Here is a 12,609-nt window from a genome sequence, read left to right on the forward strand (position 1 = left end):
CGGGCAGCAAAATTGGGGGGCAAATGGCTAAGGCAAACAGCAACGCACATCGCGAGAAATCGTCAAAGCCCTATAACGAACGCACCGATCTCGAAAAATTGCAGTCACAATGGACCAAATTATCCGGCCTGCACCTTCGAGAAGAGCCATCTGCGGCGATCGTCCGTTGCGCCACGGCAGCGGAGATCGCGGCCAACTATGCCATTCGGACGGAATGGGCCCGCAAGACCGAATTCGATGACACCATCGTCGACATGTTCCTGCGTTGGGCCAATGGCCTTCCGCTAAAGGTCACTCGGCTGTTCGTTCCGATCTATTTCGAGACGCCGGACAAGAGTCCGATCGGAAAGGCGCTCAAAGCGTCGGCCGAGAAGATCAACACGGTGCGCAATGCCGTGGTGCACCAAGGAGCCTTCAGCAATCCCGAGGAGGCTGAAGCCGTGATCGCCGAGGCGAAGGCCTTCATCAACACGATTGTCGGCCTGTCGATCGAAGGGTTCGACATCGAGGCGGCGGCGCGAGAATGGCAGGCGTCCCGCAAGAGCGAGGGGGGCGAATGACCTCGACGCTCGGCGGTCTGACCGTCACGCTCGGCAAGAAGCTCAAACAGTCCGACGATTTCCTGAAGGCCAAGCACAACCTGCTGACCCAGTTCGACAGCATCGACGATCTCGTCACGGACGAAACCAAGCTGTCTGCCAAGGATCGCCAGGCGATCGAGCATCATATCCTGCAGCTCCGCGCGGCGATCGCGCGCACGCTATGGTCGAACGAGTTCTACATCGGGCGCTCTCTGCTCGACGACTATATCCTGCACACCGCCAAGAATGGGGGCGGGGATGTGCCCGCGCGGGTCATCGCCGGGCTCGCGACCGCAGGCGCCGACAGGCCGGGCTTCGTCCTCTATCCGCTGACAGGTTTCGGGATGGAGATGCCGCGGATCTTCGCGAAGGACAGCAAGCTCCGCTCCGAGGCGATCTTCAGGAGCGCGGGCTTCGCCGTGAGTACCCAGAGCAATTCGTTCGACGCGGCCGTCGCCAGCATCGAGCGGATGGCAAGGGGGCTCGGCGTGAAGCAGCGCATAGACAAGTCGGATTTCCGGCACTTCGCTTACTCGGCAAAGTGGTTCGGAAAGAACCCGCTCATGCTGGTCCGCCTCACGTCGTTCACTGGCGATATGTACGAGAACCAGTTCGTCTATTCACTCAAGATCAGGGTGGCAGCGGCGAACCTGCTGATGCTGCATAGCCTGTCGCAGGAGGCAGTCGGGCCGCTCGACCGGCACCGCAATTCGTCCTTCGTCAACAATTTCGAGACGCTCGACATCGCCCATTATATGATCGGTGAGGCGATCCCTGGCCGCCCGATGTCCACGCGCCGCGTGCCCATGAACGTCTCCCAGCTCGAGCTGGCCAAGCTCTCTGACGTCGCCGCGACGCTCTCCACCACCGCACTGGCGACGTCCCGCATGCGGCGGCTTGCGGCGAAGGTGACGCAGGCGTTGAACACGGTGGAGCGAGGCTATTTTCGTCACGTCAGTATCGCCACGCATTCGAAACCGGAGAACCGCCTTTACCGCCGTCTGCTCACTGCCTTGGACTGGTTCCGGCAGTCGTTCAGTGCCCGGGCGAACGAGGCGGAGGCGATCGTCGCGCTGGCGGTGGCGTTCGAGACGCTGCTCACGGACCAATATGCCCCCGCGATTGCAGAGCGCCTGCGGCGCCGGATTGGGATTTGCATCAAAGGGGTGCCAGGCGTGGCGAACTATCAGGCCAGCGTTCTGGCGATCTACTATGCCCGCAGCGCCATCGTTCATACGGGCGAGCCTGACCACGCGATTGACATTCATCGCGGCCAGGTCGCCTTCGCGCGCTGCTTCTGTGCAATCGCCGAACGGCTCACGGCTTGGACACCGACCTCGAACAACGCCATGGGCGACCTGTTGGGCGATATTGCATGAGACCTTCGTCAGGCTGAACCTATCGATAGGCCGCCGCCCTACCGTTGAGGGCCTTCGACACTTTGCTATGATGATACCGATGCAGATACGACCCGAGAAACCTGCGGACGAGGAATTTATCCGCGCCGTAACTACTTCCGCTTTCCTCGCAGCGGAGCACAGTGACGGCAACGAGGCCTCAATCGTTGATGGGCTGCGCAATGCGGGTGCGCTGACGATCTCGCTTGTCGCTGCCAACGGTGGGAATATCGTAGGCCATGTCGCATTCTCCCCAGTCATGATCGACGGCATTCTCGACGGGTGGTTTGGGCTTGGCCCCGTGTCGGTTGACCCAAATTGCCAACGAGAGGGCGTCGGCAGTGCGCTGATCGAGGCAGGTCTCACCGACCTGAAGCGGCAAGGCTCGAAAGGATGCGTGGTTCTCGGCGATCCCGCTTACTACCGCCGGTTCGGCTTTGCCGTCGATCCCGACCTGCGGTTAGCAGGAGCCCCGCCAGAGTTTTTTCAGCGGCTCTCGTTCGATCAGCAGCACCACAGCGGCATCGTCACATATCATCCCGCATTTGGCGGCGAGTAGAGAGCCCTATTCGCTGTTTCTTGCGCTGCGTTCCGGGCCGGGTGCGTCAGCGGAAATCGCGCTATCGGCGCCCACACGCTAGACCGAGATCTTTCGATAGCCGCTTCCCTGCACGAATCCCTGTTCAAGGCACCATCGGCGGGTCAAGCCGGCGCCGGTGTCATTCGAGTAGGCGTGCGCGTTCGAGCGGAAGCGCAGAAATGAGGGCCAGGTCGAAGGGGCTGGGTGGTTCGTCGCTACATGGACAAGGACCTTCTCCCCGTTTCTGATATCGGTGGGCTTCCTGACGGCGTAATATTCGCCCCAATCGTCGCTCTTTTCGAGGACGGCCTGGGTCACCGTTTGCCGAGTGGCAGGCCGTCCGGGTTTACCGGCCTCTACCTGCGACGCAATTGTATCGCGATCGCCCCATTCCCGGAAATACACGTTGGCCCAGCAGCCAAGAACCTGATGGGCGTTGAGCGCCTCGATATCCTGGTGCCGATCGATGTCGATCCAGTGCGCCCGGTGGCCAGAGGTGTAGACAGCCCCGTCGTAAAGGATTGCGCAGAGAGAAGGTGAGAGCGGCAGGAAAAAGATGGCCCCAGCGGTCTTTACCCCGAAACTCGGTCGGCCCTTGCGCGGCCGTTGAATATGCAGGCGGTTGGTCAGGATGGCCGGATCGTCGGAGGTGAAGAATGGGAGGTCTGACCGGTTTCGCGCGATGCAAAGCGTGAGATCGTCGACGATCCGCATCGTGTCCTTGTAGTTCAGCATCGCGGCCTGGACGGCCTCCTTCGATGCCTCCTTCACCGTTGGCACGGGAAGGTCGGATCCAGGAACATCTTGCAGCGCCAGCGCCATTTCACTGGCTTTCAGCGAGGCGGCTTCCGTCCGGAGGTATTGGAGATAGATGAACCGCTTGAGGACGACCTTGACCGCTGAACCGACCGCGCCGCCATCGGACAAGTGGCGGACGATCGGCCCATAAGGGTCCTCGATGAAGTTGATCGCGTTCTCGAGAAGCTTGTTTTGCCCGTAGAAATAGTCGCCCGAGCATTGATTCCTGACGGGTGCGTTGGGAATGGCCTTCATGCGATCGAGATTGAACAGGTTGATCGCCAGCCCCTCTCCGTTGACCGTGAACGGCCGAAGGTGGACCCGAGGGACGAAGTGCTGGTTCTTGTTGTCGGCCATCTATCGGCGTGTCCGCATCATGCGTGTTCAACGGCCGGGTAGCTTGCCTCCATGATCCCCTGAAGTTTCAGAGGATCAAGGACATAGGTCGCGAGCGTAAGTCGCCTGTATCCCATCGCGACTTCCCAGTCTGTGGGGTCGAGCGCCGCAAGTTGTTTGGCGGCGATGGAATCGCCCTCGAGATAGGTCACAAGATCGAGCGCATGGAATTCGCTTCCGGCCCAGATCGACAGACTGCGCTCCTCACCGCTCAGCTTGCCCATGGTCAGGACATTGATGAGTTCATGCGCCTGGCGAACCGGATGGCCGTTCAGGGCCGCACCATGAAAGATACGATTTGCGGTGACGATTCCGGTGTGGACTTCGGCAGACGGATCGACCGCCCAGCCATGCTTCTTCAACAATTGGCTCTTGTGGGTCGTCTCCGAAAAGACCCGCCGCCGCTTGTCCAGCTGGTCGCGCCCGACCTTAATGTGATCATAGCTGTTGCGCATCTCGTGTGGTGAGCACGGGTGGTAGGCGTTCTTGCATTCGAAGAAAAACAGATGGCCATCGCGCCAGGCGACGATGTCGAGTTCAAAATCGAGCCCGCCAGCACGCAGTTCCACGCCGGATTCAACCTTGAACCCCGCGGATTTGAGCGCGTCGATCACTGCGTTCACCATCTGGTCTTCGGGGCCGAGTGCGATCGGTCGCAGGCCGTTGGCCACGATGGTGTTACGGACGAGATTCGAGGCGGCCAGCACCTGAGGGGCAATGACGTAGTAGCCGCCGAGGTCGATCAACGGTCGATATTGCAGATCGATGTGACCGGTGCTGATGGTCATTTTCATCAGATCGATCAGGGAGCGCACCTTTGCTTCGCTCCTAAAAATCAACATCATCTGCATGAAGAGATTGTCGTGAGACATCACAAAGACGGTCGACGTGAAGGTGAGGAATGTGCGCTCGGCCTCGTCCTCAATCCGCGCCAAGGCCCTTTGGTACACACCGCTCAGGAAGGTGAAGTACCTCTGAAATTTGAAGATGTCGGTGGTGGTGACATGCTCATTCACATCGGCGATCAGATCGCTGACGTTCCCAAAGTTGTTGACATCGAGGAGGAGGAGGCTCTCCACCTCCTCGCGAAACATCTGGTCCCCAGCGAAGATCGAGAAGATTTCCGGCGCCGTCGGCAGCATCATTCGATAGCGTCTGACCGGCTTTTCCGCGAGTTCGAGCAAGCCGGGAAAGGCGTCACGTTCAAAGCCCATGTCGAGAAAGTCACTCATGGACATCGGCGGGTTTGAGTTCCGGAAACGGTGGATCCGGATGATCGCTTGATTGTCGCTCTGAATGTAGCCCAAGCGGACGGAGCGCTCTATGTCCGGGTCGATCGATGAGATTGTGACGGTCTCGCCTTCGAGCGTCGCTTGATAGGGCAACCCATCAATCTGGGTTTCCGCGTCCTTGAATTTTGTGAGGCGCACGGCCGCGAGGAGCAGTCGTTCATAGACCACCGCGTCCGTCGTGATGGCAGCAATATCGACGTGATTGCAGCATTCGTCGGTGATCGGGAACAGCGAGGCATAGATCGAGAAGATCAGCGAGGCGCCGTCTACATATTCTTCCGTGGTGTAGCGGCGAGGCGACCAGGACGGCTGCGAAGGGTCGGCGACCCAGCCCTGGTAGAACTGGTTATTGAGAATCACGAGCAGGGTCTTGAGAACGCAATCTCGCCGGCTCCCGAGGATTTTGACGATTTCGTCGTAGAGCGCGCGCGCGTTGGAGGCCAATTTGCTGAGCGCAATCACGGACTCGAAATAGCGAGCGCGTTCTGGAGCGTTCAACAACGGCCGTATCTGGAGTGCGGTCTTGGCGAGGGTGCCGATCAGATTGCCGGCGTAGCCGTAACGCGAAGCACGCAGCACACCTGCCCGGCGCAGGCGGGGCACCACATAGGCGGCATCGATGTACAACAGCGCGAGGAGCGTCACGGTCGCCTCGCGGCGGCGTTTTGCTTCGATATGACCGCCGAGCGTCTCGATTGCGGACCGGATCTCGGCGCCGATCGCCTTGGACATCGCAGGCCGCGGCGATTGGCCCAGCTTGGCAATCATGTCGGTCTGATTCCGTGTCGCAAGCAGTGTCGCGATGAGGGCTTCAACTGTCGCGGCGGACGAAGATACCATGAAACGCTGCTTTCCTGCTCCGGCTGTTGCTGGCGCGCCTCGTTCACCCGCTCACACGTCAATGGCGTGAACAGAAACACTGTGACGCGTTGGCCGTAAGCTGGCCCCCGAAGGCGATATAGGAATGGTCCAGGCTCCCTGCCATGAGCTGGAATGATGTCTCTCGCCCGAATACCTATGCACCGACCGGCTAGTCTAATGACAAGCTCCCACTGCGCCGAACTTCTCTCGTTTGCCCCCGGAGCTGCGAGCCGGCGAGTTTGGACAGGATCAGCGGAAATCACGCGAACGGACCCTTATGCCGGGATCAGGCGGTGGCGTCAGCGATCTGCGATCCCACGATACCAGATCACGGGGATCGCACCGCAGCGGATGTTTGGCCACGTCAGCGCGACTAACCCGGTAGATATCGGCGACATCCGTGCGTGTGCCAACGCTGGCAAGGAGCGGCGACAAATCATCGAGCCGCTGGGCGACCACATGGATCACCTCGCCCTCGCGCTGCACCTGGCCTCGCACGCCCATCATCGACGCACCCAGGACGGCGCGCCGATGCTTCTCGAACACGTTGGTCCATACCACCAGGTTGGCGACGTTCGTTTCGTCCTCCAGCGTGATGAACATGACGCCCTTGGCGGAGCCCGGCTTCTGTCTGACCAGCACGATCCCCGCGAGATTGATCCAGCGGCCGTCTTTCATGGACTGCAGCTCATCGCAGGTGATCATCTTGCGATTGCGCAATTCGTCGCGCAGGAACGCCAGCGGATGAGCCCGCAGCGACAGGCCAGAGGCCCGATAATCCTCGACCACTTCCGCGCCGGCGCCCATAGGCGCAAGGATGACCGTCGGCTCGATCGCTTCCTGGCGTAGCTTGCCTTCACGTTCGTCCGCCGCAGCGAACAAGGGCAATGCTGCATTGCCGAGCCCCTTAACGCTCCACAGTCCCTCACGCCGATTGTTCCCCAATGAGCCGAACCCATCGGCTTCGCCGATCCGATCCAGAGCGCCGCGCCCCACGCCGGCACGCCGCTGGATTTCCTCGACGCTCTCATAGTGTTGATCGGCGCGCGCCGTGACGATCGCCGCGGCATCGCGGTTGGCGAGCTCATTCACCATGCGAAGGCCCAGCCGAACGGCGAGATAGCGGCCGCCCGTTGGCTCAAGGGTGCAATCCCAGCGGCTGTGATTGACGTCGATCGGGCGGATCTCGACGCCATGCTGACGCGCGTCGCGGACGATTTGGGCCGGGGCATAAAAGCCCATGGGCTGGGCATTTAGCAGCGCGGCGCAAAACACATCTGGATGATGGCATTTCACCCAACTGCTGGCGTAGGCGATCAGCGCAAAGCTCGCGGCGTGGCTTTCCGGGAAACCATAGGAGCCGAAGCCCTCGATCTGTTTGAAGGTGCGCTCCGCGAATTCCTGATCGTATCCGCGCGCGACCATGCCATCGATCAGCTTGTCCCGAAAATGTGAGACGCCGCCTGTCAGCTTGAACGTCGCCATCGCGCGCCGAAGCAGATCCGCTTCGCTCGGTGTGAAGCCAGCGCATTCGATGGCCACGCGCATCGCCTGCTCCTGAAACAGCGGCACCCCCAAGGTCTTCTCGAGCACGCGCCGCAGTTCCTCGGTCGGATAGGTGACGGCCTCCTCGCCGTTGCGCCGGCGACGATAAGGGTGGACCATATCGCCCTGGATCGGCCCGGGGCGCACGATCGCCACCTGAATGACCAGATCATAGAAGGTGCGCGGCGCCATCAACGGAATGGACGCCATCTGTGCGCGGCTCTCGATCTGGAAGACACCCAAGGTATCGGCCTTGCGGATCATCGCGTAGGTCGCCGGATCCTCGGCGGGGATGGTCGCGAGATCGAGCTTCAGGCCCTTGTCATTCTCCATGAACTCGAACGCCCGCCGCATGCACGACAACATGCCCAGCGCCAGGACATCGACCTTCATGAAGCCCAGGAGATCGATATCGTCTTTGTCCCATTCGATCACCTGTCGATCTTCCATCGCAGCCGGCTCGATGGGCACCAGTTCGTCAAGCCGATCGCGCGTCAGCACGAATCCGCCAGGATGCTGCGACAAATGGCGCGGCGTATTGATGAGCTGACGGGCCAATTCCAGGGTCAGCACCAGGCGCCGGTCGGCGAGGTCCAGATTGAGCTCTTCCGCGTGTTTTTCCTCGACGCCATCCTGGCTCCATCCCCAGACGGACCCGGCCAGACCCGCCGTCATGTCCTCGCTCAGGCCGAGCGCCTTGCCGACTTCGCGGACCGCGCCCCGCGCGCGATAGCGGGTCACGACGGCCGTCAGCGCCGAGTGCGTCCGCCCATAAGTCTCATAAATCCACTGGATCACTTCCTCCCGGCGCTCATGCTCGAAATCGACGTCGATATCGGGCGGCTCGCGCCGCTCGGCCGACACGAAACGCTCGAACAGCAATTCCGAGCGCACCGGATCGATCGAGGTGATGCCCAGCACGTAGCAAACGGCACTGTTCGCGGCCGACCCACGTCCCTGGCAGATAATCTCGCGCCGCCGCGCTTCGGTCACGATGGAATGGACGGTCAGGAAATAGGGCGCATACTCAAGGTCCGCGATGAGCTTCAGTTCGTGCACCAGTTGCGAGCGCACCTTGTCATCGACCCCCTCGGGATAGCGGTCGGGGGCTTTCTCCCAGGTCAGCCGCTCCAGCTCCTCCTGCGGCGTCCGGCCGGGCACATTGATCTCATCCGGATATTGGTAACGGAGCTCCTCAAGGCTGAAACTGCACCGCGCTGCGATCTCGAGCGTGCGAGAGACGGGCGACGCATCCTTGAGATAGCGACGGAACAGCCGCTCCATTTCCTGGCCGGTCTTGAGATGCCGATCGGCGAACCGCTCGCGCCGAGCGCCCAATTCGTCGATCGTGCATTTCTCCCGGATGCAAGTGACAACATCCTGCAGCATGTGGCGCTCCGCCGCGTGGTAGAGCACGTCATTGGTCGCGACCGTAGGAACGCGAGCCGCAGCCGCCAGGTTCGCGAGATCACGCAGCCGGATCGCATCTTTCGGTCGCCGCCGGATCGTCAGAGCCAGATAGGCACGGTCGGCGAAAATCCGTTTCGTCCGCGCAAGGGCGGCCTCGGTGCCGACGTCTGCCCGGTCAGGACTCAGGATCGCGATGAGCCCGTCATTCCATTGTTCGACATCCGACCAGTCGAGATGACAGGCTCCCTTGCCGCCGCGTTCTTTGCCGATGCTGAGCAGTCGGCACATTCGGCCATAGGCTGCGCGATCCGTCGGATAGAGCAGTAGCGCCGTGCCGTCGCTCAGATCGATCCTGCATCCGATGATGGCACGAACGCCGGTGGTCCGTTCGGCATCCCAGGCCCGGACGATGCCGGCGACCGATCCTCGATCAACGACGCCGAGAGCAGGCAATCCGAGCAATGCGGCCGCGGCGAACAGCTCCTCGGGGGATGATGCGCCCCTCAGGAAGCTGAAGTGCGTCGTAACCTGCAGCTCGACATAGTTGGCGTCGACCTCGCTCATGCGAACGCACCGTGGATGAACCAGCGCATGGTGCCCGTAGCCGGATTTACGCCGTCACCGAGCCGGAACAGCCAGTACCGACCGCCTGTCTCGGTCTCGACCTGATAATAATCCCGGACGATCAGCGCCTTGTCGGCCTCATTGCCGCTCTCGCGCCACCATTCGCCGTGCAAGCGTTCCGGACCATCGCCTCGGGTCACCCGATAGCGCTTTCGACGCCACACGAAGAGGCGAGGGGCATCGTCTGGCAGCAGGGCGACCACGTCGATTGGCTCGGGTCGATCCAACATGCGGGCGGGGCGAGGGAGGTCATCGTCCCACTGGGCGCCGCTATCTTTCGCAAGGGCGGGCATCGTGGTGATCGAGCGCTCAGGCATACTGCTCGCGTGCGGTGCCGCCCGATGCAGGCTCCGTGGACCAAAACGGTTGGCGAGCGCATCGACCAGAGAGGCGAGGTTCGGCCCGCGTCGCGGGCTTTCCAACCCTTCATCCTGTTGGGCCGCGAGCGCGTCAGCCAGCGGCGTCACGAGGGTCATTGCCTCAATGCCAAGCCCTGGCTCGACCGTCTCGATCTTAGCGCACAGCAATTTCGCGAGATGGCCTGCGTCGCGGGATGCGGTTGCGGTCCCGATGCGGATCGCCTGATTGTGGCCGTCCACACGGTGGAAATAGCAATCCAATCGGCGAGCACCCTTGCCGATACAGGTGAGCTGCCCCACCACATCGGCAACGAGATCGCCGATCACCTGGGCGAAGGCTTCAGGTGTCGCGATCGGCTCCATGAAACCTCGACGGGCCCGCGGCAGATGTTCAGGGTAGATCGGCTCGATCGGCTCGGGCACGAAGCCGAGCGCCTGATCCAGCCGCCGATGCAATTCGCGGCCGAACCGTTTGGCGAGAGGGCCGCGCGGCGCACCGATGAGCTGTTCGATCCGCTCAAATCCGAGCTTGCGCAAACCTTCGACCTCGCGTCCTGGCAATCGCAACGCCGATATCGGCAGGATGGAAATGGCAGTGCGGTGTCCGCCCGGCTCGATCGTGACCGGCCGGCCGGCGGGTACATGCCGCGCAACGGCATGGGCGCAGCCTGCAGTGTCGGCCACAGCGATCTGCAGAGCCAGCCCCGACGCGGCAACACGGCGATGGAGATCCTTGAGCAGCGCCTTCTCGGTGCCAAAGAGACCCGCGCAGCCGGTGATGTCGAGCCAGATTCCGTCGGGCGCATCCGGTGATACGAAGGGTGAGTATCGGCGGCCCGCCCATAGCGCGAGATCGCGAAGTCCCTGCAGGTCGCCCTCCGGGTCGGCATCGACGACCTGCAATTCAGGGGCAAACGCTCGGGCCTTCGTCACGGTCATGCCGACGCGGACACCGAGCGCCTTAGCCTCGGCATCGACGGCAGCAATGACTTTCCTGCCGTGATCGGGCACCGCGGTCACCAGCGGAAGATCAAGGACCAGGCCGTCACGGCACTCAGGCGACAATTTTGCGATCTTCCGCCGCAGCCGGTCGGTCGACCAGTGCGGCAGGAAGAGCGATACGACCCGTCGCATCGCACGCCTCCACGATCCAGGCGTGCGGATTACCACCGCGCACACGTTCCACATCCACATGCCAGCGAGGGCGACCCAGGCTCGGCAGACCGAGATCTTCGCTTGGTGAAGCGGTGATCCGCCAGCGTGTCATCGCTGCCGTCCCTTCGGCGACCTGTTCGGCCTTCGCCGCGCGACGAAACACGAAGGCCGCTACACCCGAGCTTTCCGCCGCCAATTGCAGGCGCTTCGATGCAGTAGTCGAATATTTCCCGACTTCGCCAACCACACCGGCGATGCCAGGGTGATGCAGGCACTCCTCCATCGCGAGCAGGACATTGGTGTCGCTGCCGGCCTCGACATAGATGACCCGATCTGGATGAAGACCGGCGAGATGAAGGGCAGGGGCAAACAGGTCGCGCCAGCGCAGGCACCAGAAGACGGGACCTTCCATTCGCGCCAGGATTCCCGCCAGAAAGACCGTCGCACTCGCCTCGTCCGCGAGATCGGGACTGCCCATCATTTCATGGAGAGCACCTGCAGCAATGCCTCCGCCCGGCAATCGCTGATCCAGTTCGTCGATGCCGAACGGGATCGCTTCGCGCTGAACGCCTACGCCCTCGATACGCGCGATGCGCGCTCGCAAATCTTCAAGGACGGTTGATTGACGCATGGCATTCAGGAGACTCGGGACTCGTTGATTCGTTCCTTATTTGTTCCTGTTCCCGGCGATGAGTCAAGCAGCTCAAATGCACCGCTTCCGAAGCCTGTGGAATCCGCCAGAAAAAAAGCGCCTTCGGTCCTTTGTGGGATTCACATCCACCAAAGTGCATAGTAGATTCATGCTATGTTCCATCAGGCAGACCTATTCGAAGCATCCGTCGAACCCGCGCGAGGGATGGACACGCCGGGGCTTTTGGCGGCGATCGCCGCAGCTTCGCCGCGGCCAAAATTCTCCTACATGCTCCTCCAGCTCCTGGAGGAAGTCGCTGACGAAAAGGGCAGGGCTGGACCGAGCGTGATGGTGAACGGCGACGCCGTGCCTGTCCGCGACTGGCTGTGCGATGCGCTGGCTCCGATCGCGCAGCGTACACCCTGGCGCCGTTCGACGATCGAAACCGTGCGGTCGGCACTTGAGCAGGCTGACGAACTACCGGCCGATCCGACACAGGCTGACCGTGTCATTGAAGAAAGGGTCCGTGAGCGGGTTCGCCAATCGGGCCGCTGCAATGTCAGCCGCGCAGTGTCGGATCTATGTCGGGGCGGCCTCCTGCGACGCCACTATCAGGGCTATCGGGTGGATCATCAAAATCGCGGCGCCCAGCGCGAGGCAGTCTACACGATCATGCCGGACACCTTGGCGGCGCTACGCCGGCGATGAGCTGCCGCTGATCGCAAGATCGGCTTCTACTGCGGTCGCGCGCATCAGGCGATCGGGCATCTCCAACAACTTCACGGCCGCCGCGGTGATCGCTTCGGCTTCGGTGGGATAGGATTCGGCCGAGCTGATCGATACCCCATCGGGCAATGCGACCGTTGCCTGAAATCCGTTGCCTTTAGGTGTCGCGCTCAATCGGACTTCCATGAAAGGTCTCCGCGTTGTATCGGGACTGATATTCTTATAAGATATTGATATTTAACATAATTCTTATT

General features: G+C 61.6%; 10 protein-coding genes. 4 read left to right on the forward strand and 6 right to left on the reverse strand.

All coding sequences use genetic code 11. From position 1 onward, the window contains the following. The first annotated feature begins 23 nt into the window (after positions 1 to 23). From FE851_RS22230 to FE851_RS22240, 3 genes are all read left to right on the forward strand, one after another. Positions 24 to 560, forward strand: coding sequence for a hypothetical protein (locus FE851_RS22230; RefSeq protein WP_066703440.1), 537 nt, complete (start codon positions 24 to 26; stop codon positions 558 to 560). Further along, the gene (locus FE851_RS22235) at positions 557 to 1,960 is read left to right on the forward strand and encodes a HEPN domain-containing protein (protein WP_066703444.1); all 1,404 of its coding nucleotides are present in this window, start codon (positions 557 to 559) and stop codon (positions 1,958 to 1,960) included. Before FE851_RS22230 ends, FE851_RS22235 begins: the two co-directional genes overlap by 4 nt. Positions 1,961 to 2,039: 79 nt before the next feature. Beyond that, positions 2,040 to 2,537: a GNAT family N-acetyltransferase gene (locus FE851_RS22240; RefSeq protein ID WP_096367890.1), complete on the forward strand. Its 498-nt coding sequence runs from the start codon at positions 2,040 to 2,042 to the stop codon at positions 2,535 to 2,537. Positions 2,538 to 2,615: 78 nt separating this feature from the next. Here the strand turns inward: FE851_RS22240 and FE851_RS22245 are convergent, their stop codons facing one another. From FE851_RS22245 to FE851_RS22265, 5 genes are all read right to left on the reverse strand, one after another. After that, positions 2,616 to 3,713: a DUF4238 domain-containing protein gene (locus tag FE851_RS22245; protein WP_066703447.1), complete on the reverse strand. Its 1,098-nt coding sequence runs from the start codon at positions 3,711 to 3,713 to the stop codon at positions 2,616 to 2,618. Between the two features lie 17 nt (positions 3,714 to 3,730). Then, entirely contained in the window at positions 3,731 to 5,884 is a 2,154-nt protein-coding gene (locus FE851_RS22250; RefSeq protein WP_139114822.1) for a hypothetical protein, read from the reverse strand. A 270-nt stretch (positions 5,885 to 6,154) separates the two neighbouring features. Then, positions 6,155 to 9,424, reverse strand: a complete 3,270-nt coding sequence (locus FE851_RS22255; RefSeq protein WP_066701113.1) for an error-prone DNA polymerase — start codon at positions 9,422 to 9,424, stop codon at positions 6,155 to 6,157. Further along, positions 9,421 to 10,977, reverse strand: a complete 1,557-nt coding sequence (locus FE851_RS22260; RefSeq protein WP_066701114.1) for a DUF6504 family protein — start codon at positions 10,975 to 10,977, stop codon at positions 9,421 to 9,423. Before FE851_RS22260 ends, FE851_RS22255 begins: the two co-directional genes overlap by 4 nt. Continuing rightward, on the reverse strand, positions 10,898 to 11,629 hold the full coding sequence (locus FE851_RS22265; RefSeq protein ID WP_145206769.1) for an ImuA family protein: 732 nt from the start codon (positions 11,627 to 11,629) through the stop codon (positions 10,898 to 10,900). The genes FE851_RS22260 and FE851_RS22265 overlap by 80 nt, the downstream gene beginning before the upstream one ends. A gap of 288 nt (positions 11,630 to 11,917) precedes the next feature. Here FE851_RS22265 and FE851_RS22270 point away from each other — a divergent pair, with 288 nt between their 5' ends. Then, positions 11,918 to 12,337 (forward strand): hypothetical protein, encoded by a 420-nt coding sequence (locus FE851_RS22270; protein ID WP_315850630.1) that lies wholly within the window; start codon positions 11,918 to 11,920, stop codon positions 12,335 to 12,337. Here FE851_RS22270 and FE851_RS22275 read toward each other — a convergent pair. Beyond that, a complete protein-coding gene (locus tag FE851_RS22275) occupies positions 12,323 to 12,541 on the reverse strand; it encodes a hypothetical protein (RefSeq protein ID WP_066701117.1) in 219 nt (72 codons plus the stop codon). The two genes, FE851_RS22270 and FE851_RS22275, sit on opposite strands and share 15 nt — an antisense overlap. Positions 12,542 to 12,609: the final 68 nt, after the last annotated feature.

The organism is Sphingobium sp. B2 (assembly GCF_007693735.1).
Taxonomy (GTDB): domain Bacteria; phylum Pseudomonadota; class Alphaproteobacteria; order Sphingomonadales; family Sphingomonadaceae; genus Sphingobium; species Sphingobium xenophagum.